Source organism: Enterobacter cloacae complex sp. BZL2005, from assembly GCF_049238885.1.
Classification (GTDB): Bacteria; Pseudomonadota; Gammaproteobacteria; order Enterobacterales; family Enterobacteriaceae; genus Enterobacter; species Enterobacter roggenkampii.
In genome coordinates this window covers 502549-528924 of record NZ_JBMKGI010000001.1, presented here as the reverse complement: position 1 = coordinate 528924, position 26376 = coordinate 502549, and the positions used below count along the sequence as shown (strand labels likewise).

Sequence of the window (26376 nt, the reverse complement as noted above, 5' to 3'; positions counted from 1 at the left end):
ATATTTTTCAATGTATTACGATTTTTCTCCATGTTGACAATCCGGACCGAACACGTGACTATCCACCGCGGTGGTTATTTACTGTTCAGTGGTTGAGGTTGGCGTTGGGTGAAAAAGTAAGTACCTGGTTCGTGCAGGTCAGTCTGGCAAAAAAGAGAGCGTTGTTAGTACTGTTGATTGTGGTTCAGGCGAGTCTGCTGATTGGGCATCTGCTCTACCAGCGCGGCTATGTGGAGGATAACGCCGCACGTATCCTTCGCAATACGGCCATACTCCAGTCCCAGCAGTTTGATACCAGCCTTAACGCGATGCGCTACCAGATGCGCTTTATCGGGAATGCCTTTCTGCTCAACCATACGGTCACGCCTGAAAACGCGCAGCCATTCCTGCAAGGGGAGCTCAAGCGCGCCTGGCTGGATGGCGTTGTCGTCTTTGATGAAGACGGTGATTTTCTCAGCAGCCGCGCGCTATTTCCTTTTGAGCGCGCTCTGGACGCCTCTACGCTTACGCAGGCCAGCTTTCGGCAGCACCCTCTGTTTACTGATTTTCGCCGGGATGAAGTTACCGAAAGTTTGTTTTACTGGCAGAGCAACGGCACGGATAAAAACATGTTGGGCTTCGTGATGTTCCGTGCAGTGCGCGACGCACATGGTCGCTTTCTAGGTGGTGCGTTGGGTTTCTTCAATGGTAACACCATGAACGATATGTTTCGCAAAATGGAAGCGCAGGGCTTCGATTTAGGTCAGGGTGGGGCGATGGCGGTCCTTGATCGTGACAATGCGGTGCAGCTTGCCCGTATGGGGGCGAATGACGGTTCGCAATTGAACACCTCCGACCCGCGCCTCGCGAAGCTGCTGGAATACGCAAGCGATACCGCACAGGTCCAACGATATACCTCTCCGATTGATGGCGTTGAACGTATGGGAGTATTTCTTAACCTCAACGAACGCAAATGGGTGCTGGCCGTCGGGCTGGCCAGAAAAGACGTGCTGCACGGCTGGTATTATCAGGCTCTGTGGACGGCGCTGGCGATTCTGGTTATCTCCATTACGCAGTGGTTTCTGATGCATTACATCCACGTCAACGCCCTGCAGCGGGCGCGTTTCCAGCAGGAGGCGCGGCTCGATCCGCTCACCGGGCTGGCAAACCGTCGCCAGTTTGATGAGTGGTCTTTGCGGGCCTGCAATCTTGCCCGTCGGCATCAGCAGCCCCTGTGCCTGATGAGCATGGATCTGGATTTCTTCAAGCGTATTAACGACACCTGGGGCCATGACGGCGGCGATGCGGTGCTGAAGCATATTGGCAACGCGCTTCCGGCACTGGTGAGAGGCAGCGACATTGTCGCCCGCTTCGGCGGGGAAGAGTTTGTCGTGGCAATGCCGCAGACCTCTCTGGAGACGGCCGCTGAGATCGCCGAGCGCGTACGGATGAGCCTTGCAAGCCAGAACGTCGATTTCAACGGGCAGACGATCCGCTTCACCGCCAGCATGGGGCTCGTATGCATGACGCCGGATGAACTGGAGATTGAACATGGCGTGCAGTCAGCCCTGGCGCGAGCCGATCGTGAGCTTTATCGTGCAAAACGTGAGGGGCGCAACCGGGTCTGCGTGGCGAGCTAGCGGGCGGTTGTTTTCTCCAGGCGTTCAGGGCCCGCCGGGCGCTGGCCCTGTCGTCCACCTGAGGATGGATTATTTTTTCAGGATATTCTTCCCGCTGGCGTCCACCACCGCTTCGCCATCTTCTTTCGTAAACGCCCCTTTCTGCGCGTCCGGCAGAATGTCGAGGACGACTTCAGACGGGCGGCACAGGCGGGTGCCCAGCGGCGTCACCACGATCGGACGGTTAATCAGGATCGGGTGTTGCAGCATAAAATCGATAAGCTGGTCGTCGGTGAACTTATCGTCGGCAAGGCCGAGCTGCTCATAGGGCTCCACGTTTTTACGCAGCAAATCGCGCACCGAAATGCCCATATCGGCAATCAGGGCGGTCAGCGTATCGCGCGACGGCGGGGTTTCCAGATAGAGAATAATCTCTGGCTCCGCGCCGCTGTTGCGGATCATCTCCAGCGTGTTGCGCGAGGTGCCGCAGGCGGGGTTGTGGTAAATGGTGATGTGGCTCATATCAGTGGCTCATTACAGTGTGAAGGAGAGACGTAGCGCCAGGGCGGCGAGCGTCACAAACAGGACCGGCAGCGTCATGATGATGCCCGTCCGGAAATAGCCGCCCCAGGTAATCGTCATGTTTTTCTGCGCCAGCACGTGAAGCCAGAGCAGGGTGGCGAGACTACCAATAGGCGTGATTTTTGGCCCCAGATCGCAGCCAATCACGTTGGCGTAAATCATCGCGTCCTTTATCAATCCTGTTGCCGTGCTGCCGTCAATGGAGAGCGCGCCAATCAGCACCGTGGGCATATTGTTCATTATGGATGACAGGAACGCGGTGATGAACCCGGTTCCCAGCGTGGTGGCCCACAGCCCGTGTCCGGCCAGGCTATTCAGTACGCCTGTGAGAGAGTCCGTCAGCCCGGCATTACGCAGGCCATACACCACCAGATACATCCCCAGCGAGAAGATGACGATCTGCCACGGCGCGCCGCGCAGCACTTTTCCGGTATTTATCGCATGTCCGCGTTTTGCGACAGCGAATAAAATCAGCGCGCCGACGGTCGCAATGGCGCTGACCGGAATGCCGAGAGGTTCAAGCACGAAGAAACCGACGAGCAGAAGGAGGAGGACGATCCAGCCCGTTCTGAACGTCGGGAGGTCGTGAATGGCCCGCGCAGGCTCCTGGAGTTTCGCCAGGTCATATTCTGGAGGAATTTCCTTGCGAAAGAACAGGTGCAGCATCACCAGCGTTGCGGCAATTGCAGCGATATCCACCGGGATCATCACCGAGGCGTATTCGCTGAACCCCAGCGCGAAGAAGTCCGCCGACACGATGTTGACCAGGTTGGAGACAATCAGCGGCAGGCTGGCGGTATCGGCGATAAAACCTGCCGCCATCACAAACGCCAGCGTGGCCTGCTTGCTGAACCCCAGCGCCAGCAGCATGGCGATGACGATAGGCGTGAGGATCAGCGCCGCGCCGTCATTAGCAAACAGCGCTGCGACGGCTGCGCCCAGCAGGATAATCCAGGTAAACAGCAATCGCCCCCGACCTTTCCCCCAGCGAGCGACGTGCAGCGCTGCCCACTCGAAAAAGCCGGACTCATCCAGCAGCAGACTAATAATGATAACGGCGATAAACGTTGCCGTGGCGTTCCAGACGATATTCCAGACTACCGGAATATCGTTAATGTGAATCACGCCGCTGGCCAGCGCCAGCACGGCGCCAATAGTCGCGCTCCAGCCGATACTCAGTACTTTGGGCTGCCAGATGACCAGCACCAGCGTAAACAGAAAAATTGCCCCTGCCAGAAACATCGCTTACTCCTTTATATCTGTTTTTGTGAATGTGTTTTGATTAGCACGAACCCGGAAGCCGGTTTTTCAGCTTCATACGCGTCTCTTCCCGCAGGCAGTTCCAGCTGGTGTCGATAACGGCTGCCGCCCATGCAGGCATGTTGGGAGAGAGACGGTAATGGACCCACTTACCCTCGCGACGGTCGATCACCAGCCCGGACTTGCGCAGCAGCGCCATATGGCGGGAAACCTTCGGCTGAGATTCGGCGGTGGCTGCGCAGAGATCGCAGACGCACAGTTCGCCCGCTTCGCGGAGCAGCATGACGATGGCGAGCCGCGTTTCGTCGGAGAGGGTTTTGAAGAGGTGGAGTGGGTGGAGCATTCGGTCATCCTGAATGTCATTTATCATATGCATTAAATCATATATATTAATGGCCGGTGAGAGAAGAGGGAAAAGCAGGAAGGACAGAAAAAGCTCATACAGAAGCGGATTAAAAGAAGCTTTTACAAAACCAGTTTGGCGAGCGGTTCTCGTCTCCAAGTCAGAAATGTGTGGGTGTAGACATTTCCTTATTAGTAAACGTGAAGATTTTATGGTCCTCAATGTCATATCCAATAAGCCAGCCCCAGTGTAACCAAGTAAAACAGGAGGGTGAATCCCTGGCTAATCTCAGGGAAATAAATGTCAAGGACATAGCCAAAAATGAACGTGAGGATGATGGGTATATAGGTCCAGAAGAAAAACTGGTTCTGAGATTTGAGCCAGCGTTTGAGAAAGCACATTAGTGCCTGTCCATAAGTTTCAGGATCGTGTCAGAAGCATCATAAGGGCTTTGACTATTAGTCCATTGCTGGGTTAGCACGCCCGCGCGCATAAACGCAGATTCCACCAGAAAATACATCATTTCCAGTTCTCGCAGGTACAACGCGTGATGTACCACCAAACCGCTGAAAAAGCTGCTGCTGCGAACTCTTTCAGCGTTGAGTTAGCCGGGGTGTTACAGTATATTGAATGGAAACAACATTACGCCTTATGTGATCGTGTAAGCCGTAAGGAGCTGGAAGTTCTTTATACACATGACAATTGTTGAGTGTAAAAAAGAGTTTATCGTTCTAACTCTTGATATATTGCATAAATACCTTCTGCCTTGAATTCGCCATTTACCCAAAGAATTGCATTTTTTTGTTCCGTTAGAATGTATTTTCTAACTTTTTTAGAATAGTGAATGGTGAGCATTAAGCCCATGGATAGCCATAATAAAATAAACATGCCCATTGGAGTAATGGAGTAAATAAAAATTTTGTCTTTGATGAACTTCTTAATCGATTTATCAATGAAAGCCTTTCCTTCATCAGTGTTTAGCAATTTACAAAGATCTTCTTTTTGTTCAATTGTTAATGACTTGTATTTCTCTGTATAAGAAGGGAATGGTTGCGTGCAATCATCCTTTGAAATTTCCCAGTCAGGAACGGAGAAAATTGTAGCCGCAGTCGCGATTTTATTTGATATGTAAAATGACTCGCCTGAACTTTTCCAGTAAAGTATCGTACTATTTGGCGGAGTCTTAATGGCTTGGATGAGCGCTGGTCCAAAAAGATAAATAGAATACAAAAAAAGAAGCGAAAAAAGAATGGTTACGGTTTTTTCAACCCATGTGATAGTAGGCAGTTTTTTTAATGATATTCGAATAAAGAAGAAATTTAGTAAAAAAGCTGGGATTCCGGATTTTTTAAGTATTAAATCATGAGACCTCCGATATTTGAATAATGCTCTGGCAACGATTGTGAGCAAGGTTATAACAGCTCCAAAGATGGATATCCACGCTGCAAGTGCCGCTGCTGGAGAGTTTAATAATTCAGCATTAAATATATTAGAACTTATTGGATTGATAACGCTCATTCATCCTCCTGTTAGCTTTTTATCCTTCAGTCTATTTGTACCATCAACGACACAATTTGCAAGACATAACAAAACAGCTAGTGGTTGTCATTATTCCGCAATGAACGTACCATTCGCAAAAATCATACGCCTTCTCTCCAACATGATCCACACCGGGATTTTGACCGAAGCGGACCGGGACAACTGGATATGTAGTGTGAAAAAAGGGTGATTTTGATACCAAATAGGAACGGTACAACCAGTGCATTAATATCGATTGCGGGCATGCCTTCGTGACGCATTAGGCTTTTTTCGATAAGTTTGCCGCCCGCAAAAGATCAGCGCATCACCGACTCATACCCAAAGGTATGCAGGAATATTGTTTTTACTGAGTCTTACCCACCGCTGATGTAACAAAATTATCGTGAAGAACTAGCTTAGAAAGCGGCGGATTTCATATTTGGTTCAGTCCACTTCCACAGCTTGCCTCATCATTTCTGCAACTATACTCCTGCTAGATCCTGTTTCATCTGCGATCTCCATTACTTTGGCTTCAGCCATGGCTTAACTGAGCATTACTGAGAGCATGGGTTTAAAGGCGTGGTTGTTTCCCCTGAAGGTTAATGGTAAGGGAGTGCTGGAAATCAACGTCTTTTCCAGCACCCAAAGTTCTTCATCTGCGACCCAATAAACCTTAGCATTCTTTTCCATCCATTGATCCAACCATTGCTCGCTAGGATGAGTAAATGTCGTTCTCTTGCCTGAACCAACACGACGGAGCGGGAAATTGTTCTTCGCCACAAGCAGAACTTCCAGTGTGCGCCTGAGTGTTGAACCTTCTGGGTTACCGTTATAGTGGGTTTTGATGCGATGCCGAAGATTAGCGCGGCTATTAGGTTTGATTTTTTATCGGGTTAAATACCGACATAGAGCAACGTGTATCCATCTTGAGTAATGCATCCCTCAATAGGAACACCAGGGGGGGATTTCTTTAAACCACCAAAAATAGATATCTTTCACAGCAGGAACTGGTGTTGGATGAAGCATGGCTTCTGCTCTGCTGAATGTTGTGTCAGGATAAAAATCAAACACGTATATTTTCCACGCTGATTCATCCTGATATTTTATTGATCACCATGTAGGAATGCTTGATTTACTCAGGGGAAATGATGAGTTTAAGAGTAACGACACAGCAGGTAGACACCTGGAAGAAACGTATTCAGAGAGATGGGTTGAAAGGTTCGACCTACTTTTGTCAGCAGAGTGGTGCTGTCTGGGTATCTGCATCCGTTGACCACCAGGCAATATGCCAGCGCGTTTTAGGGCAAGATTCGGGAACAAGCTCTCTGTCGAGCTACCTTCGCTGGGATGATGTAAGTGCGGTTGATCTGGTTGAACTGCTATATGCGATTGAAACGGCGTAGGAAGGCTTTGCCTATGGCTGTTCGCCACAAGGCACGAACTTCAGACAACAAAAAACCCATCAACCTTGAACCAAAACGGCGGGGTTGATGGGCTCCACAAATTGGGGACATCAAAGAAAAGCAGTGGCACTAGTTATGACTGCCCCCTGATAAAAAAGTTCTGCGCGTAACAAAAATATTTTCCGCCACGCGCATTCTTAGGAGTTATCCGAGTCCTGGCCAGATGATGATAATCAGCGTACCCGCCAGCGTCAGCAGCACGTTAGCGATAGCGTATGTACCTGCATACCCCAGCGCCGGGATGTTGCTGCGCGCGGTATCGCTGATGATTTCCATAGCAGGCGCACAGGTACGCGCCCCCATCATCGCCCCGAAGAGCAGGGCGCGGTTCATGCGCAGCACGTAGGCGCCGAACAGGAAGCAGATAACCACCGGCACCAGGCTGACGATAAGTCCGGAAACCAACATCTGCCAGCCAACGGCACCCAGGCTGTGGCCAATGCCGCTGCCCGCGCTTAAGCCCACGCCCGCCATAAAGACCATCAGACCGAACTCTTTCACCATGTTCAGCGCGCCCTGCGGAATGTAACCGAAGGTCGGGTGGTTCGCTCGCAGGAAGCCCAGCATGATCCCGGCGAACAGCAGCCCGGCGGCGTTACCGATGCCGAAGCTAAAGTTGCTGAACTGGAAGGTGATCATCCCGATCATCAGGCCAACGATAAAGAAGGCGCAGAAGGCCAGCAGGTCGGTGACCTGGCTGTGAATAGAGATAAAGCCGATGCGGTCGGCCACGGTTTTTACGCGTCGCGCGTCGCCGCTGACCTGCAGCACGTCACCTTTGTTGAGCACCACGTTGTCGTCGATCGGCATCTCAATCTGGCTGCGGATCACGCGGTTGAGGAAGCAGCCGTGGTCGGTCAGCTTCAGCTGCGCCAGGCGGCGGCCTACGGCGTTATGGTTTTTCACCACGATCTCTTCGGTGACGATGCGCATGTCGAGCAGGTCGCGGTCGAACACCTCTTTGCCGTTACGGAAGCTCGGGTCGAGACGGGCGTGGGCGTCCGGGTAACCCACCAGCGCGATGTCGTCGCCCATCTGCAGCACCGCGTCGCCGTCCGGGTTCGCCAGAATGCCGTTGCGGCGGATACGTTCGATGTAGCAGCCCGTCTGGCGGTAAATCCCCAGCTCGCGCAGATTTTTGCCGTCTGCCCATGCCACCAGCTCCGGCCCGACGCGGTAGGCGCGGATCACCGGGAGATAAACTTTACGTTTGGAGTCGGTATCCAGACCACGCTCGCGGGCGATTTGCTGGGCGCTGGTCTGCAGATCCTGATGCTGCAGTTTTGGCAGGTAGCGTGCGCCAACGATCAGGCTTACCAGACCAATCAGATAGGTCAGGGCATAGCCCAGGCTCAGGTGGTCGAGGGCGGTGGAGAGCTGTTCCCCGGCCATCCCGGAGTGGCGCAGGGTATCACCGGCACCCACCAGCACCGGAGTGGAGGTCATCGAGCCTGCCAGCATACCGGCCGTTAGCCCGATATCCCAGCCAAACAGTTTACCCAGCCCTAACGCGATCAGCAGCGCGCTGCCGACCATCACCAGCGCCAGCATCAGATAATTTTTGCCGTCGCGGAAGAAAATAGAAAAAAAGTTCGGCCCCGCTTCCACGCCAACACAAAAAATAAACAGCATAAAACCTAAGTTGAGCGCGTCCGTGTTAATGCTGAAGTGCTGCTGGCCTAATAATAAGGAGACGACTAAAACGCCAATGGAATTACCGAGTTGAACCGAACCCAGGCGCAATTTACCCAGGCAAAGACCCAGCGCCAGTACCACAAATAATAACAGGATGTAATTCCCATTTAACAAGTCTGCGACGTTTATATTCACGGAGGCTAACTTCTTGTTTACCAGTAAGTTGTTGAATGAAAGGACTTTTTGGGCTACTGTTTTTGGGGTCAGGGAAAAGCGTTAACGCTCCCTGTTTCCTGCTTTATTCCCTAAAACATTAGCTGGCGTGTAGTTTAATCGCATTAGCTACTGACAGCTACTGATTATCGCATCACCCTGTGCGTACTTTGGCAAGGATTGCCGCATTGCTTTATCTGACTGGGCGTCTACCCGACGAAAGTGTATTTGATAGAGATAAGTCAGGAGGATAGGTTGAATATGAAACGAAACTGGGCGGGGGTGATCAGCTGCTTTTTGCTGTTCACGGTCGTATGCATGTCGCTTGCTTTTAACGTGAAAGGGGCATTCAGGGCGTCGGGTCATCCGGAGCTCGGGTTGCTCTTTTTTACCCTGCCGGGGGCAGCAGCCAGTTTTCTCTCCCGTAAAGGGGAGGTGGTGAAGCCACTGCTGGGCGCCATGCTGGCCGCGCCGCTCTGTTTGCTGATGATGCGCTTGCTGTATATCTCTACGCGGAGTTTCTGGCAGGAGCTGGCGTGGTTGATGAGCGCTGTTTTCTGGTGCGCCCTTGGCGCGCTCTGCTACTTATTTGTGCGAAGTCTGTTTCATAACCGACGACACCACAAATAAAAACGCCCTCTCGGTGAGGGCGTCCTTTCATTTCATTACTGGGCAGCAAACAGGCCCAGGTGCTCTTTGGCGTAAGCTTCAAAGTCGGTGCAGCCGCCAATGTGTTTCTGATCGAGGAAGATCTGCGGTACGGTTTCAACCGGCTTACCGACAGTTTTTTCCAGATCGGCTTTGGTGATGCCTTCCGCGTGGATGTCCACATAGCGGAAGTTGAAGTCATCGCGCTCTTCGGTCAGTTTCTCAGCCAGCTCTTTCGCGCGCACACAGTAAGGGCACCCTGGACGACCAAAAATAACTGCAAACATTTCTCTCTCCTCAAAAAAACAAGCCTGACGGCGAATGACACGTATAGTGCCCCATAACCTGTCGTCATTAAAGAAGGTTTCGCCTGTCGTTATAATATCTATGAGCTATGTTTCGCCAATTACACCGCGCATATCATTGCCTATACTGGCTGCCATACGGTTTAAGCAAGACAAAGAGAGACAAGATGACGCCAACCATAGACCTGCTCCTTTCCCATCGTTCCATTCGCCACTTCACCGATGAGCCGATTACCGATGCGCAGCGCGAAGCGATTATTAACAGCGCAAGGGCGACCTCCAGCTCCAGCTTCCTGCAGTGCAGCTCCATTATCCGCATTACCGACCCGGCGATGCGTGAACAGCTGGTGACGCTGACCGGCGGGCAGAAGCATGTGGCTCAGGCTGCCGAGTTCTGGGTATTCTGCGCCGACTTTAACCGCCACCTGCAGATCTGCCCTGAGGCCGAGCTGGGCCTGGCCGAACAGCTGCTGCTGGGCGTGGTGGATACCGCGCTGATGGCGCAAAACGCCTTTACGGCGGCGGAGTCGCTGGGGTTAGGCGGCGTCTACATTGGGGGCCTGCGTAACAACATTCAAAGTGTGACCGACCTGCTGAAGCTGCCAAAACACGTGCTGCCGCTGTTTGGCCTGTGCCTTGGCTGGCCGGCGGATAACCCGGATCTGAAGCCGCGCATTCCTGCGGCGATGCTGGTGCATGAAAACCACTACCAGCCGGTCGATCAGGATGTCCTGAATCACTACGATGAAGAGCTGGCGAATTACTACATGACGCGCGGCAGCAATAACCGCCGCGACACCTGGACTGACCATATTCGCCGCACCATCATTAAAGAAAATCGCCCGTTTATTCTTGATTACCTGCACAAACAGGGCTGGGCGACGCGATAGTCCATTTATCCTGCGCCTGCCTGCGTATATGATACGCAGGCTTTTTCCATGTCTTCAGAGAGGTGCAGGGTGAAAATTGCCATATTGTCCCGGGATGGAACGCTCTATTCATGTAAGCGCCTGCGAGAAGCGGCGGCGAAACGCGGGCATCAGGTTGAAATCCTCGACCCGATGTCCTGCTATATGAACATCGATCCAGCCGCCTCGTCGATTCACTACAAAGGCCGCAAGCTGCCGCACTTTGATGCGGTGATTCCCCGCATCGGCTCCCAGATTACCTATTACGGCACCGCCGCGCTGCGCCAGTTCGAGATGCTGGGCAGCTACCCGCTCAACGAATCCGTCGCCATTTCCCGCGCCCGGGACAAGCTGCGCTCGCTGCAGCTTCTTGCCCGTCAGGGGATCGATCTTCCCGTCACCGGGATTGCCCATTCCCCGGACTACACCAGCGATCTGATCGACATGGTGGGCGGCGCGCCTTTGGTGATCAAGCTGGTGGAAGGCACGCAGGGCATTGGCGTGGTGCTGGCGGAGACCCGTCAGGCGGCGGAGAGCGTGATTGATGCCTTCCGGGGCCTCAATGCCCACATTCTGGTGCAGGAGTATATCGAAGAGGCGAAAGGGCGCGATATTCGCTGCTTCGTGGTGGGTAACGAGGTGGTGGCGGCGATCGAACGTCAGGCCAAAGAGGGCGATTTCCGCTCTAACCTTCACCGCGGCGGCATTGCCAGAATTGCCGATATCAGCGATCGCGAACGGGAAATTGCCGTGAAAGCGGCGCAAACCCTGGGGCTGGACGTGGCGGGTGTAGATCTTCTGCGCGCGACGCGCGGGCCGCTGGTCATGGAGGTGAACGCCTCGCCGGGGCTGGAAGGTGTGGAAAAAACCACAGGGGTCGATATTGCGGGTAAAATGATCTTATGGATCGAGCGTCATGCGACGCCGGGCTACTGTCTGAAAACGGGTGGTTAAATGGATTACCGCGCGCTTTTTAAGTACCCTATGCGAAGTTTTTATTAAAGAGGCTGCATCGCGATGGATTTACAGGTCGTACCTACACTGGATACGTTACGTCAATGGCTTGATGATGCCGGAATTACGTTCTTCGAATGTGATTCCTGCCAGGCGCTGCATCTGCCTCATATGCAGAATTTCGACGGCATTTTCGATGCCAAAATCGATCTGATTAACGACGTGATCCTTTTCTCCGCGCTGGCCGAAGTGAAGCCCTCCGCGCTGCTGGCGCTGGCTTCCGACCTGTCGGCAATCAATGCCAGTTCTTTGACGGTGAAGGCATTTCTCGACATACAGGATGATAATCTGCCAAAACTGGTCGTTTGCCAGTCTTTATTCTCCGGGGCAGGGCTGTCGTTCAAGCAGTTCGCCTGGTTTATGCGCTTGAGCGAAGAGCAAATTTCCATGGTTATGATGGAAGCCAATGCACACCATCTGCTGTATAGCGCGGAAGATGATGCAGAGAATAATGATGCATCTCCCAATTTTCTTCACTAAGCCTGTCTGACTTTTGCGCAGTCGCTGCCATAGCGGCTGCAGAAGGCCATTTTTTCTGCTGCTTTTAACCTTTCTTTAAAGAATATTTCACCTCCCTGAAGGCCGTTTCGGCTTATCACGTAGACTTAACCTGCATAAAAAATTGATAAAAGGCGTTTTTTCGTCTGGGCTATAGCCGGGGACACGGGCTACAGTTATTCTTGCGATGCTTAAAAAAGCGAGCGGAAGCTGCCGGGTAAAGAGGTTTCTTTTTATTTTGAGCAGAGCGACAAACTATGCATGATTTTTGCATATATCCTGATTGCACAGTTTTAGTTCGTTTGTTAACGAGCTTTCAGAAGGAATAACACTATGATCGCCTTGAATAAAAAATGGTTATCGGGTCTGGTTGCGGGTGCTCTGATGGCCGTCTCTGCCGGCACGCTCGCTGCGGAACAAAAAACGCTGCACGTTTATAACTGGTCTGACTATATTGCGCCGGACACGGTGGCAAATTTTGAAAAAGAGACCGGCATTAAAGTCGTCTACGACGTGTTCGATTCCAACGAAGTGCTGGAAGGAAAGCTGATGGCGGGCAGCACCGGGTTTGACCTCGTGGTGCCTTCCGCAAGCTTCCTGGAGCGCCAGCTGACGGCAGGCGTCTTCCAGCCGCTGGATAAGAGCAAATTACCGAACTGGAAAAATCTCGATCCGGAAGTGCTGAAGCTGGTGGCTAAGCACGACCCGGACAACAAATACGCGATGCCGTATCTCTGGGCGACCACCGGTATCGGCTACAACGTGGATAAAGTCAAAGCCGCGCTGGGCCCGGACGTGAAGCTGGACAGCTGGGACGTGGTGCTGAAGCCGGAAAACCTCGAGAAGCTGAAAAGCTGCGGCGTCTCCTTCCTCGATGCGCCGGAAGAGATTTTCGCGACCGTGCTGAACTATCTGGGCAAAGATCCGAACAGCAATAAGGCCGATGATTACACCGGCCCGGCGACCGATCTGCTGCTGAAGCTGCGTCCAAACATTCGCTACTTCCACTCGTCCCAGTACATTAACGACCTGGCGAACGGCGACATCTGCGTCGCGATCGGCTGGGCAGGGGACGTATGGCAGGCGGCAAACCGCGCGAAAGAAGCGAAAAACGGCGTGAACGTCTCCTACTTCATTCCGAAAGAGGGGGCGCTGGCGTTCTTCGACGTCTTCGCGATGCCGGCTGATGCGAAAAACAAAGACGAAGCCTATCAGTTCCTCAACTACCTGATGCGTCCTGAGGTGATCGCCCACATCAGCGACCACGTTTACTATGCGAACGGTAACAAGGCCTCCGTGCCGCTGGTGAGCGAAGAAATCCGTAATAACCCGGCTATCTATCCGCCAGCGGATGTGTTCGCCAAGCTCTTCACCCTGAAAGTTCAGGATCCAAAAATTGACCGCGTGCGTACCCGCGCGTGGACCAAGGTGAAAAGCGGTAAATAACCCTTTGTCACAGGCCGGGCAAGCGAAGCGCCCCCGGCAACAGGCGCACCGTTCTGGTGCGCCTGCACCATGATTTGATCTCTACCGGAGAACACCCCGTGAATGACGCGATCCCCCGCCCGCAGGCGAAAGTCCGTAAAGCGCTGACCCCGCTGCTTGAAATTCGTAACCTCACCAAATCTTTCGATGGCCAGCATGCCGTGGACGACGTCAGCCTGACGATCTATAAAGGCGAAATTTTTGCCCTTCTGGGGGCCTCTGGCTGTGGTAAATCGACCCTGCTGCGTATGCTGGCCGGTTTTGAACAGCCCACCGCCGGGCAGATCGTGCTCGACGGCGTGGATCTCTCCAGCGTGCCGCCGTATCAGCGCCCGATCAACATGATGTTCCAGTCCTACGCGCTGTTCCCGCATATGACGGTGGAGCAGAACATCGCCTTTGGCCTGAAGCAGGATAAGCTGCCGAAGGCTGAAATTACCGCGCGCGTGGCCGAGATGCTGAGCCTGGTGCACATGCAGGAGTTCGCCAAGCGTAAGCCGCACCAGCTCTCCGGCGGCCAGCGCCAGCGCGTGGCCCTGGCCCGCAGCCTGGCAAAACGCCCGAAACTGCTGCTGCTTGATGAGCCGATGGGCGCGCTGGATAAAAAGCTGCGCGACCGTATGCAGCTTGAAGTGGTCGATATCCTCGAGCGCGTGGGCGTGACCTGCGTGATGGTCACCCACGACCAGGAAGAGGCCATGACCATGGCCGGACGTATCGCCATCATGAACCGCGGGAAGTTCGTTCAGATTGGCGAGCCGGAAGAGATTTATGAGCATCCGACCACCCGCTACAGCGCGGAGTTCATCGGCTCGGTTAACGTCTTCGAGGGGCTGCTGAAAGATCGTCAGGAAGACGGTCTGGTCATCGAATCGCCGGGGCTGCAGCATCCGCTTAAGGTCGATCCGGATAACTCGGTGGTGGATAACGTGCCGGTTTACGTCGCGCTGCGTCCGGAGAAGATCATGCTCTGTGAGGATCCGCCTGCCGATGGCTATAACTTTGCCGTGGGCGAAGTGGTGCACATTGCCTATCTGGGCGATCTCTCCATCTACCACGTGCGCCTGAAAAGCGGGCAGATGCTCAGCGCACAGTTACAAAACGAACATCGCTACCGCAAGGGGCAGCCGACCTGGGGCGACGAAGTGCGCCTGTGTTGGGATGCAGACAGTTGCGTTGTGCTGACGGTATAAGGAGCGGCCAATGAGTACACTTGAACCTCCAGCCCGCGTCGAAAAGCCGGGCGGCTTTGCCCACTGGCTGACGCGCATGCAGATGAAGCACGGCCGCAAGCTGGTGATCGCCATGCCATACGTGTGGCTGATCCTGCTGTTCCTGCTGCCGTTCCTGATTGTTTTCAAGATAAGCCTGGCGGAAATGGCGCGGGCGATCCCGCCTTACACCAACCTGTTGGACTGGGCCGACGGGCAGCTGACGCTGACCTTAAACCTGGGTAACTTCCTGCAGCTCACCGACGATCCGCTCTATTTCGAAGCCTATCTGCAGTCGCTGCAGGTGGCGGCGATCTCGACGCTCTGCTGTCTGGTGATGGGCTATCCGCTGGCGTGGGCGGTGGCGCACAGCAAGCCGTCGACGCGAAACATCCTGCTGCTGCTGGTGATCCTGCCGTCGTGGACCTCGTTCCTGATCCGCGTTTACGCGTGGATGGGGATCCTGAAAAACAACGGCGTGCTGAACAATTTTCTGATGTGGTTAGGCGTTATCGATCAGCCGCTGACGATCCTGCACACCAATCTCGCGGTCTATATTGGCATTGTGTACGCCTATCTGCCGTTTATGGTGCTGCCGATCTACACGGCGCTGACGCGTATCGACTACTCGCTGGTGGAAGCGTCGCTCGATCTCGGTGCCCGTCCGTTAAAAACCTTCTTCAGCGTCATTGTCCCGCTGACCAAAGGCGGCATTATCGCCGGGTCGATGCTGGTCTTTATCCCGGCGGTGGGGGAGTTTGTGATCCCGGAACTGCTCGGCGGGCCAGACAGCATCATGATTGGCCGCGTGCTGTGGCAGGAGTTCTTCAATAACCGCGACTGGCCGGTGGCGTCGGCGGTGGCGATTATCATGCTGCTGCTGCTGATCGTGCCGATCATGTGGTTCCACAAGCATCAGCAGAAACAGATGGGAGATCGCGGATGAACAACTTACCGGTAGTGCGCTCCCCGTGGCGAATTGCGATCCTGGTCATCGGCTTTACCTTCCTGTATGCGCCGATGCTGATGCTGGTGATCTACTCGTTTAACAGCTCCAAACTGGTGACGGTCTGGGCCGGCTGGTCGACGCGCTGGTACAGCGAGCTGTTCCACGATGATGCGATGATGAGCGCGGTGGGGCTGAGCCTGACCATTGCGGCGCTGGCGGCGACCATGGCGTCCGTGCTGGGCACGATCGCCGCGCTGGTGATGGTGCGCTTCGGGCGTTTTCGCGGTTCGAACGGCTTCGCCTTTATGATCACCGCCCCGCTGGTTATGCCGGACGTGATCACCGGTCTCGCGCTGCTGCTGCTGTTCGTGGCCCTGGCGCACGCCATCGGCTGGCCGGCGGATCGCGGGATGCTCACCATCTGGCTGGCGCACGTCACCTTCTGTACCGCCTATGTCGCGGTGGTGATCGCCTCGCGCCTGCGCGAGCTGGATCGCTCCATTGAAGAGGCGGCGATGGATCTCGGCGCGACGCCGCTGAAGGTCTTTTTCATCATCACGCTGCCGATGATTATGCCGGCGGTGATCTCTGGCTGGCTGCTGGCGTTTACCCTGTCGCTCGACGATCTGGTGATCGCCAGCTTTGTTTCCGGCCCGGGGGCGACGACGCTGCCGATGCTGGTCTTCTCCAGCGTGCGCATGGGGGTCAACCCGGAGATTAACGCCCTGGCCTCTATCATCCTCGGCGTGGTCGGAATTGTCGGATTTATCGCCTGGTATTTGATGGCGCGCGCGGAAAAACAGCGCGTGCGCGATATCCAGCGTGCAAGACGCGGCTGAAGGATTTAAAATTTCCAGTGATGTGCCGCGCATGACGCGGCACTGTTTTTCAGGGAAGTAAAACATTGGGATTATTAAAAAAACCACGTATTACGCACGCGCGTCCTAACGTACCTGCACTGGTTCAGGTGGCGGCGCTCGCCATTATTATGATCCGCTGCCTGGACGTGCTGATGATTTTAAACACCCTGGGCGTGCGCGGCATCGGTGAATTCATTCACCGCAGCGTGCAGACGTGGAATCTGACGCTGGTCTTTTTGAGCAGCCTGGTGCTGGTGTTTATCGAGATTTACTGCGCGTTTTCGCTGGTCAAAGGGCGCAACTGGGCGCGCTGGGTCTATATGCTGACGCAGATTACCGCGGCGAGCTATCTGTGGGCCGCCTCGCTGGGCTACGGCTACCCGGAGCTGTTCAGCATTGCCGGTGAATCCAAACGTGAGATCCTGCGCGCGCTGTTTATGCAAAAGCTGCCGGATATGCTGGTGCTCTGTCTCCTCTTCGTTCCGGCCTCCAGTCGGCGGTTCTTCCGCCTGCAATAATGTGTATAATCGCAGCCCTCGTGATTCTTAAGGTTTTCATATGCAGTGCGCACTCTATGACGCCGGACGCTGCCGCTCCTGTCAGTGGATAGAACAGCCGGTCTCTCAACAACTCACCGCCAAAATGGCCGACCTGCAACAGCTGCTGGCAGCACACGCGGTGGGCGAGTGGTGCGCACCCGTCAGCGGCCCGGAACAGGGTTTTCGCAATAAAGCCAAAATGGTGGTCAGCGGCAGCGTAGAAAAACCGCTGCTGGGGATGCTGCACCGCGACGGCACGCCGGAAGACTTAACCGACTGCCCGCTGTATCCTGACTCCTTTGCACCGGTCTTTGCCGCACTCAAGCCGTTTATTGCCCGGGCAGGGTTAACGCCCTATAACGTGGCCCGCAAGCGCGGCGAGCTGAAATACCTTCTGCTGACGGAAAGCCAGATCGACGGCGGCATGATGCTGCGCTTCGTGCTGCGCTCTGAAACTAAGCTTGAGCAGCTGCGCGCGGCCCTGCCTTGGTTGCAGGCGCAGCTTCCGCAGCTGAAGGTCATTACGGCGAACATTCAGCCGGTGCATATGGCGATCATGGAAGGGGAGAAAGAGATTTTCTTCACCGACCAGCACGCGCTGGCGGAGCGCTTCAACGGCGTGCCGCTGTGGATCCGCCCGCAAAGCTTCTTCCAGACCAACCCGACCGTGGCAAGCAGCCTGTACGCCACCGCCCGCGACTGGGTGCGTGCGTTGAACGTTCACCATATGTGGGATCTGTTCTGCGGCGTGGGCGGGTTTGGCCTGCACTGCGCCACGCCGGAGATGCAGCTCACCGGGATTGAGATCTCTGCCGAAGCGATTGCCTGCGCGAAGCAGTCTGCCTCTGAGCTGGGGTTAACGAATCTGCGCTTCCAGGCGCTCGACTCCACGCAGTTCGCCACCGGCCAGGGCAACGTGCCGGAACTGGTGCTGGTTAACCCGCCGCGCCGCGGCATCGGGAATGCGCTATGCGACTACCTGAGCCAGATGGCGCCGGAATACATCATCTATTCCAGCTGCAACGCGCAGACCATGGCGAAAGACATCGCTCAACTGCCGGGCTATCGCGTTGAACGCGTTCAGCTTTTCGATATGTTCCCGCACACCGCGCATTATGAAGTGTTGACGTTGCTCGTAAAATCTTAAACAAAATGTGAACTCTTCATCCCTGCGAAATCAGGTAAGCTTACGTCATAAGAAATGAATGAAGGCTTACCCATGAAGCAGATCCTGCTGGTAGAAGACGACCACGATATCGCGGCGCTTCTGCGACTCAATTTAGAAGACGAAGGCTACGCCATCACCCACGAGCCCGACGGGGGCAACGCCTTACAGCGTCTTGACGCCCAGACGTGGGATGCGGTGATCCTCGACCTGATGCTGCCCAACGTTGACGGTCTGGAGATTTGCCGCCGCATCCGTCAGATGACGCGCTACCTGCCGGTGATCATCATCAGCGCCCGCAGCAGCGAAACCGACCGCATTACCGGGCTGGAAACCGGCGCCGATGACTATCTGGCAAAACCGTTCTCCGTGCAGGAGCTGATTGCGCGGATCAAAGCGCTGTTTCGTCGCCAGCAGGCGATGGGGCAGGCGCAAGCTGACGGACATATTCAGGCGCACGGGCTGACCATCGATCCGCTGGCGCGCAGCGTGCTGCTTCACGGCCAGGTGGTGGACCTCACCCCGCGCGAGTTCGAGCTGCTCTACTTCTTTGCCCGTCATCCCGGCGAGGTGTTCTCCCGTCTGGCGCTGCTGGAGCAGGTCTGGGGCTACCAGCACGAAGGCTACGAGCATACCGTCAACACCCATATCAACCGCCTGCGCATCAAGATAGAGAAGGACGCCGCCGAGCCGGAGATCATTCGCACCGTCTGGGGCAAGGGCTACAAATTTGCGGAGCCGCAGCATGATGCGTCGCTTTAGCCTGAGCCAGCGCCTGACGCTGCTCTTCATCCTGCTGATGATGCTCTGCGCCGCCGTCGCCTGCGCGGTACAGCTCTACAGCAGCATGCAGTACGGTAATGCGATGGTGCAGCGGTTATCGGGCGGGCTGGCGCAGCAGATCGTCCAGCGCGAACCGATTCTGGATGCGCAGGGCAGGGTCGACCGCAGCGCGCTGAAACCGCTTTTTGGCCGGCTGATGACCTTTAATCCGAGCGTTGAGCTCTACGTTGTCTCCCCGGACGGCGATATCCTCGCCGACGCTGCCCCGCCGGGCCATATTCAGCGGCAAAAAATCGACCTGGCGCCGGTGCAGAGCTTCCTGAGCGGCACGGCCATGCCGGTACTGGGCGACGATCCGCGCAGTCAAAATCAAAAAGTCTTTAGCGCTACGCCGCTGCGGCAGGACGGCGAGCTAAAAGGCTATCTGTACATTATTTTGCAGGGCGAGGAGTCAAACGCCCTGGCGGAAATGGCCTGGCACAAGGCGCTGTGGAGTACCGTCCTGTGGTCGCTGCTGTGGGTCGCGCTGTTTGGGCTGCTGGCAGGGCTGCTGGTCTGGTACTGGGTCACGCGCCCGGTCAAACAGCTGACGGTGGAGGTCGCCGGGCTGGAGCAGGACAGCATAAGCGCCATCAGGCTGCTGGCGGGACAGACGCCGGACGCGGCGGCAAAAGATGAAGTGGCGATCCTGCGCAACAGCTTTATCGAGCTGGCGCGCAAAATCACCCAACAGTGGGATCGGCTGGCCGACAGCGATCGTCAGCGTCGTGAGTTTATCGCCAATATTTCGCACGATCTCCGCACGCCGCTCACCTCGCTGCTGGGCTATCTCGAAACCCTGTCGCTCAAATCCGCCACCCTGACGCCGCAGGAGCACCAGCAGTATCTCGCCACCGCGCTGCGTCAGGGGCAAAAAGTCCGGCATCTTTCGCAGCAGCTGTTTGAGCTGGCGCGCCTTGAACACGGCGGTATTAAACCCCAGCGCGAGCGGTTCGCAATGGCGGAGCTGATTTCCGACGTGGCGCAGAAGTTTGAGCTCACGGCCCGCACGCGCGAGGTCAATCTGCATATTGACGTGCCGGGGCCGCTGCCGATGGTAAACGCCGATGTGTCGATGATTGAACGCGTGGTGACCAACCTGCTGGATAACGCGATGCGCCATACGCCTGGCGGCGGAGAAATTCGCCTGGCGGTGTGGCAGGAAAATGAACAGCTGCAGGTCGAAGTGTCCGACAGCGGCGCGGGCGTGGATGCCTCGCTGCGCGACGATCTGTTCCAGCGGCCGTCGGCGCTCAACACCCAGGCATCGCGGGAGAATCGCGGCGGGTTGGGGCTGTTAATCGTGAAACGGATGCTGGAGCTGCACGGCGGCGGGATCAGGCTGATGGAGTCGGCGAGCGGGGCGCGGTTCAGGTTCTTTGTGCCGCTGTGAGAGAGTGCCGGGTGGCGCTGCGCTTACCCGGCCTACAACTCCCCCCGTAGGCCGGGTAAGGCGAAGCCGCCACCCGGTAAAAAAATCTTACTGCGGGAACCACTGCTCGCTAATTTTCTGATACGTTCCGTCCGCTTTAATCGCTTTCAGCGCGCCGTTCAGTTTTTCCAGCAGGGCTTTGTTATCCGGACGTACCGCGATGCCGAGGCCCGTGCCGAAGTACTGCGGGTCGGTCACTTTTTCCGTTGCGGTGCCCAGCTGCGGGTTGGTTTTCAGCCATTCGTTCACCACGGCGGTATCGCCGAAGACGCCGTCGATACGGCCATTTTTCAGGTCGATAATCGCGTTCTGGTAGCTGTCATAGGCCACGGTTTTCACTTCCGGATGTTTGTCCTGCAGGTACTTCTGATGGGTGGTGCCGTTTTCCATCCCGATGCGTTTGCCTTTCAGCTGATCGAAAGAGGTATACGCGCCTTTCTTCGCAATCACCACCGCCGAGTTGGCGTAGTACGGGTCGGTGAACGCAACCTGCTTGCTGCGCTCAGGCGTGATGTCCATCCCGGAGATCACTGCGTCGTATTTTTTGAATTTCAGCGACGGGATCAGGCTGTCAAAAGCATGGTTAGTAAAGGTGCAGTCGGCCTGCATCTTTTTGCACAGCGCTTTCGCCAGATCGATATCAAAACCGACGATCTGGTTGCTGGCATCCAGCGACTCAAACGGCGGATAGGTGGCGGACACGCCGAAATTGATTTTATCCGCAGCGGATGCGCCAGCGGCGAAGGTGGCGAGTAATGCGGCCAGAACTAACTTTTTCATTGTAATGCTCCCGTCTGTCTTATTGATGCGCCGTGTCTGCGGCCTGGATGTACAATGCCAGTTAATGAATTTATATGCAATAAAAATGATTAAGTATTATTTTTAACGCGAAAAAAAAGCGGATAACCCATCAGGTTACCCGCTCCATGAATACCGTTTTATGCACTTGCGCGGTTAATTCCTGCGCTCAAACGCCAGCGCTTTACGCTCAATAAGGCGCATCATCAGCGTCAGCAGGCCGTTCACCACCAGATAGACCACGCCCGCCGCACCGAACACCATCACGTCATAGGTGCGCCCGTACAGCAGCTGTCCGTGTCCCATCACTTCCATCAGGGTGATGGTATAGGCCAGCGAGGTACTCTTGAACACCAGCACCACTTCGTTGGAGTAGGAGGAGAGCGCGCGCTTAAAGGCGTACGGCAGCAGGATCGCCAGCGTGTCCTTCTTGCTCATGCCCAGCGCCCCGCAGGACTGCCACTGGCCTTCCGGAATGGCGCGGATCGCACCAAAGAACAGCTGGGTGGTATAGGCCGCGCTGTTCAGCGAAAGGGCAATCAGGGCACACAGCCATGGCTCAGAGAGTAGATGCCAGATAACCGGATATTCCTGCAGCGACGGGAACTGGCCCGGGCCGTAGTAAATCAGGAAGATCTGCACCAGCAGCGGCGTACCGGTAAACAGGGTGATGTACCCGCGCACAATCCACACCAGCACCGGCGTTTTCAGCGTCAGGATGATGGTGAAGATGAGCGCCAGGATCAGCGCCACGATAATGGACGCCACGGTCAGCGTCAGGCTGGTGTGCAGCCCTTTCATCAACTCGGGAAAGTATTCAAGCATCAGCCTGGTCTCCGTTCAAAGCGCGTCGCTCGCAGGTCAATACGCTTGAGGATGTACTGACTGAGCAACGTGATCACCAGGTAGATTGCCGCCGCCACAATGTACCAGGTAAACGGCTCCTGGGTACGGGTGGCGATGCTTTTGGTTTGCAGCATCAAATCGTTAACGCTGATCAGGCTCACCAGCGCGGTATCTTTCAGCAGCACCAGCCACTGGTTGCCGAGGCCCGGCAGGGCATGACGCCACATCTGCGGCATCACCAGACGGAAGAAGATGGCGGATTTCGACAACCCTAACGCCTGACCCGACTCCCACTGTTCCTGCGGCACGGCTTTCAGCGCACCGCGCAGGGTTTGCGACGCGTACGCGGAGTAGAGCAGGGAGAGCGCAATGACGCCGCACAGGAACGGGCTGACGTCGAAGTTGTCAATCTGCATCTGCACCGGGATCTGCGCAAAGCCGAGATTAATCGTGAAGCCGTCCGAGAGCGTGAGCAGCAGCTGTGAGGAGCCGAAATAGATGAACAGGACCACCAGAATTTCCGGTAGCCCACGCAGCACGGTGACCAGCGCGGAGCCTGTCCAGGCGACGGGGAACCATTTCGCGGATTCCCACACCGCAAAGAACATCGCCAGCACCAGGCCGATAATCAGTGCGCAAACGGCAAGGCCGACGGTCATCCCGGCGGCGCTTGCTAAAGGAAAAATTTCATTCATCAGGAATTACTTCTGGAACCATTTTTTGTAGATGGTTTCGTAGGTGCCGTCTTTCTTCACTTTTTCCAGCGCAGCGTTGAATTTCTGCTGCAGCTCAGTGTTGCCCTGACGAACGGCAATCCCCAGACCGGTACCGAAGTAATCCTTATCGGTCACTTTGTCGCCCACTGGCGCCAGCTTGTCGTTGGCTTTCAGCCACTCGGTCACGACAGCGGTATCACCAAATACGCCGTCGATACGGCCATTCTGCAGATCCAGCTTCGCGTTCTGGTAGCTGTCATATGGCACGGTGGTGATTTCCGGATGCTTATCCATGATGAATTTCTGGTGCGTGGTACCGTTCTGCACGCCCACTTTTTTGCCTTTCAGCTGATCGACAGAGGTGAATTTGCCTTTCTGACCAATGAACAGGGCAGAGTTATCGTAGTAAGGGGTGGTGAACAGCACCTGCTTTTCACGCTCCGGGGTGATGTCCATACCGGCCATTACGGCGTCGATACGGCGGAACTTCAGGCTTGGGATCAGGCTGTCGAACGCCTGGTTGCTGAAGGTGCAGGTCGCATCGATCTCTTTACACAGGGCGTTAGCCAGGTCCACGTCGAAGCCAACAATTTTGTTGTTCGCATCGATGGACTCAAACGGAGGGTAAGAGGCTTCCGTGGCGAAACGAATGGTCTGAGCTGCGGTAGCGGAAAGGGTAACGCCAGCAAGCAGCACGGCAAGTAATACTTTTTTCATTATATTTCCCCTGACACAATCAATGAGATAAATAGTTTTTGAAGGCATCGGTTTGCGGGTTAGCGAAGCAGCTCGCATCACCTTGCTCAACGATATACCCGTTTTCCATGTACACCACACGGCTGGCGGTTTTACGCGCCACTTCCACTTCGTGGGTAACGATAACCTGCGTAATGTTGGTTTCCGCCAGCTCGCGAATAATGCTGACGATCTGAGCGGTGATTTCCGGGTCCAGCGCGGCCGTTGGTTCATCAAACAGCAGTACCGCAGGCTCCATCATCAGCGCACGGGCAATGGCCACGCGCTGCTGCTGACCACCGGACAGGTGCAGCGGGTAGCGGTCGCTGTAGGGCTTGAGGCGCAGACGCTCCAGCAGCTTTTCGGCACGCGCGATGGCCTGATCTTTGCTTAAGCCCAGCACGCGGCACGGGGCTTCAATCAGGTTTTGCAGCACCGTCAGGTGCGGCCAGAGATTGTATTGCTGGAAGACCATGCCGACGTTTTGACGCAGCTCGCGAATCGCTTTATCAGACGGCGTCTTTGCGAAATCAAAATGGTTACCGGCAATTGCCAGCGTACCTGAACGAGGCATTTCAAGCAGATTAAGGACGCGCAGAAGGGAACTTTTGCCTGCACCGCTTGGGCCAAGCAAAACCAGCGTTTCGCCTTCCGGGCAGTTCAGCGTGATGTCAAACAGCGCCTGGTGTGCGCCGTAGAAGCAGTTAATGCCGTTTAGTTTAATACTCATCGGGGCAGTCTTTACTCATCCAGGCAATCTATAGCAATTGAGGCCGCAGATAGTACCGTTGACAGAATAGTTATGCAATATTTCTGCGTTAAAAGTTAAATATAACCCGTATTTCCTCTTAAACATAGCACAAAATAGCGAAGGGCAAAGGCGGCGAGTATAAATGTCGGCATTCCGCGAGAAATGCCGGACATTTTACGGGGGTAACATTTTTATCACTGATGAATTAGCGGTTCTCAATCGACTGGCGCAGCGTGCCGGCCGGGGCATGCACGCTGCCGCCCACGTAGCGTACGTCGTCCACCGCCCAGCACTGGCCTTCACGGATCATCAGCACTTCGTCCTGCCAGGTTTGGCTGCCCTGCGTCAGCTTCACGCGCAGCGGAATATTACGGGCATCCGTGTTCGGGATGGTTGACGCGCTGGCCACTTCTGCGCTGTCCGGCAGCGTGGTGCGGCTGGAGAACGGGTCGGATTTCAGCAGCGCGTTGTGCTGCGGATCGCGGGAGGCATCGTTAAGCAGTTTTGCCAGACCATCGCTCAGATACGGGCGCAGGCCGGTGAGGTCGTTGCTGCGGTGCTGAATGCGGTAATCATAGAACTGCTGCGCCACGGTGTCCGGGCCGCCCTCAAAGCAGGGGCCGCTGCGGGTACCGATATCCTTAAAGGCTGGCGTGACCGTGGTGGTACAGGCGCTGAGCACCAGCGCGCAGGGCACTAAAAGTGTTAAAGCTGAATAGCGCATGTTGATTTCCTTATTTATTAACTATCCTTTCAATCATAGCGTAACGAACCGATAATGCTGTGCCTAAGGCATTGAACGCTAAAGAAGGAGAGAAACCATGCAGTTTTCAACAACGCCAACCCTGGAAGGACAGACAATAACCGAGTACTGCGGCGTGGTCACCGGCGAAGCGATTCTCGGCGCCAATATCTTCCGTGACTTTTTTGCCGGTATCCGCGATATCGTGGGTGGCCGCTCTGGCGCATACGAAAAAGAGCTGCGCAAAGCACGCGAAATCGCCTTTAAAGAGCTCGGCGAGCAGGCGGAAGCCCTCGGCGCGGATGCGGTCGTGGGAATCGATATTGACTACGAAACGGTCGGGAAAGACGGCAGCATGCTGATGGTGAGCGTAAGCGGTACGGCGGTGAAAACCCTGCGATGAGGCGTGCGTTTGCCACGCTCCTGCTGGCGCTGCTGCTGGCAGGGTGCGTTACGGAAAAGGGGATTATCGATAAAGGTGCCTACGAGCTGGATACGCGTCATCAGGCGCAGGCGGCTTACCCGCGCATCAAGGTGCTGGTGATCCACTACACCGCGGATGATTTTGACAGCTCGCTGGCCACGCTGACGGATAAAAACGTCAGCTCTCACTATTTGATCCCTGCCAGCCCCCCGGCGCCGGACGGCAAGCCGCGCATCTGGCAGCTGGTTCCCGAGAGCGAGCTGGCCTGGCATGCGGGCATTAGCTTCTGGCGCGGCACCAACCGGATTAATGATACGTCCGTGGGGATTGAGCTCGAGAACCGCGGCTGGCAAACGCGTGGCGGCGTGAAAACCTTTACCCCGTTTGCGCCTGCGCAGATTGCAGCGCTGATCCCGCTTGCCAGGGACATTATTGCCCGCTATGACATTCAGCCGCAGAACGTGGTTGCCCATGCAGACATTGCCCCGCAGCGTAAAGACGATCCCGGCCCGCTGTTTCCGTGGCAGCAGCTGGCGCAGCAGGGGATAGGAGCCTGGCCCGATCCCGCGCGCGTGGCGTTCTATCTTAACGGGCGGCCGCGCTATCAGGAGGTCGAGCGCGGTGCGCTGCTTGATGTGCTGAAACGCTATGGCTACGAGGTGCCGGACAACGCCACGGAACAGCAGCAGAAGAGGGTGATCAGCGCGTTTCAGATGCACTTCCGCCCCGCGCTGTGGAACGGCGTGGCTGACGTAGAAACCCTGGCCATCGCCGAGGCGCTTTTAGAGAAGTACGGGCAAGGGTAGTCCTCAGGGCTGCCCCTGACCAGGCCGTATTACCTTAGTTTTCTTGAGATTAATCTTAAGTACATTCTCAATTCATTTTTAGTTAATTGACTTAAAAGTACCCTCATTTA

28 protein-coding genes and 1 pseudogene are annotated in these 26376 nt (G+C 55.4%); 16 read left to right on the top strand and 13 right to left on the bottom strand.

All coding sequences use genetic code 11. The annotated features are described in order from the left end of the window. The first annotated feature begins 104 nt into the window (after window positions 1–104). Complete coding sequence (locus ACOTXI_RS02740) at window positions 105–1619, top strand: sensor domain-containing diguanylate cyclase (RefSeq protein ID WP_058654688.1); 1515 nt, start codon at window positions 105–107, stop codon at window positions 1617–1619. Between the two features lie 69 nt (window positions 1620–1688). Here ACOTXI_RS02740 and arsC read toward each other — a convergent pair whose 3' ends face one another. The 4 genes from arsC to ACOTXI_RS02720 form a co-directional block, all read right to left on the bottom strand. Further along, window positions 1689–2120, bottom strand: a complete 432-nt coding sequence (gene arsC / locus ACOTXI_RS02735; RefSeq protein ID WP_021240937.1) for a glutaredoxin-dependent arsenate reductase — start codon at window positions 2118–2120, stop codon at window positions 1689–1691. Window positions 2121–2132: 12 nt separating this feature from the next. Then, window positions 2133–3422 carry an arsenic transporter gene (locus ACOTXI_RS02730; RefSeq protein ID WP_058654687.1) on the bottom strand — a complete coding sequence of 430 codons (1290 nt, stop codon included), beginning with the start codon at window positions 3420–3422 and terminating at the stop codon, window positions 2133–2135. A 40-nt stretch (window positions 3423–3462) separates the two neighbouring features. After that, a complete protein-coding gene (locus ACOTXI_RS02725) occupies window positions 3463–3783 on the bottom strand; it encodes a metalloregulator ArsR/SmtB family transcription factor (protein ID WP_058654685.1) in 321 nt (106 codons plus the stop codon). A gap of 723 nt (window positions 3784–4506) precedes the next feature. Next, window positions 4507–5301: a DUF6216 family protein gene (locus tag ACOTXI_RS02720; RefSeq protein ID WP_058654683.1), complete on the bottom strand. Its 795-nt coding sequence runs from the start codon at window positions 5299–5301 to the stop codon at window positions 4507–4509. A gap of 227 nt (window positions 5302–5528) precedes the next feature. Between ACOTXI_RS02720 and ACOTXI_RS02715 the strand changes: the two are divergent. Then, window positions 5529–5585, top strand: a pseudogene (locus tag ACOTXI_RS02715) (ogr/Delta-like zinc finger family protein); the annotation flags it as partial. Between the two features lie 259 nt (window positions 5586–5844). On the opposite strand, the gene ACOTXI_RS02710 reads toward ACOTXI_RS02715, so the two are convergent. Then, window positions 5845–6183, bottom strand: coding sequence for a GIY-YIG nuclease family protein (locus ACOTXI_RS02710; protein WP_330998468.1), 339 nt, complete (start codon window positions 6181–6183; stop codon window positions 5845–5847). A gap of 725 nt (window positions 6184–6908) precedes the next feature. After that, entirely contained in the window at window positions 6909–8594 is a 1686-nt protein-coding gene (locus ACOTXI_RS02705; protein ID WP_008503440.1) for an aspartate:alanine antiporter, read from the bottom strand. A gap of 279 nt (window positions 8595–8873) precedes the next feature. Here ACOTXI_RS02705 and ACOTXI_RS02700 point away from each other — a divergent pair, with 279 nt between their 5' ends. After that, the gene (locus ACOTXI_RS02700; protein WP_023326986.1) at window positions 8874–9242 is read left to right on the top strand and encodes an inner membrane protein YbjM; all 369 of its coding nucleotides are present in this window, start codon (window positions 8874–8876) and stop codon (window positions 9240–9242) included. 35 nt (window positions 9243–9277) lie between these two features. Here the strand turns inward: ACOTXI_RS02700 and ACOTXI_RS02695 are convergent, their stop codons facing one another. Next, a complete protein-coding gene (locus ACOTXI_RS02695; RefSeq protein ID WP_006809455.1) occupies window positions 9278–9547 on the bottom strand; it encodes a GrxA family glutaredoxin in 270 nt (89 codons plus the stop codon). Between the two features lie 185 nt (window positions 9548–9732). Here ACOTXI_RS02695 and nfsA point away from each other — a divergent pair, with 185 nt between their 5' ends. The 11 genes from nfsA to ACOTXI_RS02640 all read left to right on the top strand — a co-directional run bounded on the left by nfsA (window position 9733) and on the right by ACOTXI_RS02640 (window position 20409). Then, the gene (gene nfsA, locus ACOTXI_RS02690; protein WP_008503442.1) at window positions 9733–10455 is read left to right on the top strand and encodes a nitroreductase NfsA; all 723 of its coding nucleotides are present in this window, start codon (window positions 9733–9735) and stop codon (window positions 10453–10455) included. Window positions 10456–10524: 69 nt separating this feature from the next. After that, a complete protein-coding gene (rimK, locus tag ACOTXI_RS02685; RefSeq protein ID WP_032623133.1) occupies window positions 10525–11427 on the top strand; it encodes a 30S ribosomal protein S6--L-glutamate ligase in 903 nt (300 codons plus the stop codon). A gap of 63 nt (window positions 11428–11490) precedes the next feature. Then, complete coding sequence (locus ACOTXI_RS02680) at window positions 11491–11967, top strand: YbjN domain-containing protein (protein ID WP_003858385.1); 477 nt, start codon at window positions 11491–11493, stop codon at window positions 11965–11967. A gap of 351 nt (window positions 11968–12318) precedes the next feature. Beyond that, window positions 12319–13431, top strand: coding sequence for a spermidine/putrescine ABC transporter substrate-binding protein PotF (potF, locus tag ACOTXI_RS02675; protein WP_008503444.1), 1113 nt, complete (start codon window positions 12319–12321; stop codon window positions 13429–13431). Window positions 13432–13529: 98 nt separating this feature from the next. Next, window positions 13530–14663 (top strand): putrescine ABC transporter ATP-binding subunit PotG, encoded by a 1134-nt coding sequence (potG, locus tag ACOTXI_RS02670; RefSeq protein ID WP_021240929.1) that lies wholly within the window; start codon window positions 13530–13532, stop codon window positions 14661–14663. 10 nt (window positions 14664–14673) lie between these two features. Continuing rightward, entirely contained in the window at window positions 14674–15627 is a 954-nt protein-coding gene (potH, locus tag ACOTXI_RS02665; RefSeq protein WP_008503446.1) for a putrescine ABC transporter permease PotH, read from the top strand. Then, window positions 15624–16469 carry a putrescine ABC transporter permease PotI gene (gene potI, locus ACOTXI_RS02660; protein ID WP_008503447.1) on the top strand — a complete coding sequence of 282 codons (846 nt, stop codon included), beginning with the start codon at window positions 15624–15626 and terminating at the stop codon, window positions 16467–16469. Before potH ends, potI begins: the two co-directional genes overlap by 4 nt. 65 nt (window positions 16470–16534) lie before the next feature. Next, window positions 16535–17008, top strand: coding sequence for a YbjO family protein (locus ACOTXI_RS02655; protein ID WP_008503448.1), 474 nt, complete (start codon window positions 16535–16537; stop codon window positions 17006–17008). Window positions 17009–17048: 40 nt separating this feature from the next. Then, window positions 17049–18176, top strand: coding sequence for a 23S rRNA (uracil(747)-C(5))-methyltransferase RlmC (rlmC, locus tag ACOTXI_RS02650; protein ID WP_008503449.1), 1128 nt, complete (start codon window positions 17049–17051; stop codon window positions 18174–18176). A 72-nt stretch (window positions 18177–18248) separates the two neighbouring features. Next, window positions 18249–18956: a response regulator transcription factor gene (locus ACOTXI_RS02645; protein ID WP_008503450.1), complete on the top strand. Its 708-nt coding sequence runs from the start codon at window positions 18249–18251 to the stop codon at window positions 18954–18956. Then, window positions 18940–20409: a sensor histidine kinase gene (locus tag ACOTXI_RS02640; RefSeq protein ID WP_058654681.1), complete on the top strand. Its 1470-nt coding sequence runs from the start codon at window positions 18940–18942 to the stop codon at window positions 20407–20409. The genes ACOTXI_RS02645 and ACOTXI_RS02640 overlap by 17 nt, the downstream gene beginning before the upstream one ends. Window positions 20410–20496: 87 nt before the next feature. Here ACOTXI_RS02640 and artJ read toward each other — a convergent pair whose 3' ends face one another. The 6 genes from artJ to ACOTXI_RS02610 form a co-directional block, all read right to left on the bottom strand. Next, a complete protein-coding gene (gene artJ, locus ACOTXI_RS02635; protein WP_008500035.1) occupies window positions 20497–21228 on the bottom strand; it encodes an arginine ABC transporter substrate-binding protein ArtJ in 732 nt (243 codons plus the stop codon). Between the two features lie 174 nt (window positions 21229–21402). Continuing rightward, the gene (gene artM / locus ACOTXI_RS02630) at window positions 21403–22071 is read right to left on the bottom strand and encodes an arginine ABC transporter permease ArtM (protein ID WP_008500034.1); all 669 of its coding nucleotides are present in this window, start codon (window positions 22069–22071) and stop codon (window positions 21403–21405) included. Then, on the bottom strand, window positions 22071–22787 hold the full coding sequence (artQ, locus tag ACOTXI_RS02625; protein WP_103786702.1) for an arginine ABC transporter permease ArtQ: 717 nt from the start codon (window positions 22785–22787) through the stop codon (window positions 22071–22073). The genes artM and artQ overlap by 1 nt, the downstream gene beginning before the upstream one ends. Before the next feature lie 6 nt (window positions 22788–22793). Beyond that, window positions 22794–23525 carry an arginine ABC transporter substrate-binding protein ArtI gene (gene artI, locus ACOTXI_RS02620; protein ID WP_008500032.1) on the bottom strand — a complete coding sequence of 244 codons (732 nt, stop codon included), beginning with the start codon at window positions 23523–23525 and terminating at the stop codon, window positions 22794–22796. A gap of 19 nt (window positions 23526–23544) precedes the next feature. After that, window positions 23545–24273, bottom strand: a complete 729-nt coding sequence (gene artP / locus ACOTXI_RS02615) for an arginine ABC transporter ATP-binding protein ArtP (protein ID WP_008500030.1) — start codon at window positions 24271–24273, stop codon at window positions 23545–23547. Between the two features lie 226 nt (window positions 24274–24499). Continuing rightward, window positions 24500–25018, bottom strand: a complete 519-nt coding sequence (locus ACOTXI_RS02610) for a lipoprotein (RefSeq protein ID WP_058654680.1) — start codon at window positions 25016–25018, stop codon at window positions 24500–24502. A gap of 97 nt (window positions 25019–25115) precedes the next feature. Between ACOTXI_RS02610 and ACOTXI_RS02605 the strand changes: the two genes are divergently transcribed. Together ACOTXI_RS02605 and ACOTXI_RS02600 are read left to right on the top strand one after the other, a co-directional pair. Further along, a complete protein-coding gene (locus ACOTXI_RS02605; protein ID WP_008500028.1) occupies window positions 25116–25439 on the top strand; it encodes a heavy metal-binding domain-containing protein in 324 nt (107 codons plus the stop codon). Next, a complete protein-coding gene (locus ACOTXI_RS02600) occupies window positions 25436–26266 on the top strand; it encodes an N-acetylmuramoyl-L-alanine amidase (RefSeq protein ID WP_058654678.1) in 831 nt (276 codons plus the stop codon). The genes ACOTXI_RS02605 and ACOTXI_RS02600 overlap by 4 nt, the downstream gene beginning before the upstream one ends. The last annotated feature ends 110 nt before the right edge of the window (window positions 26267–26376 follow it).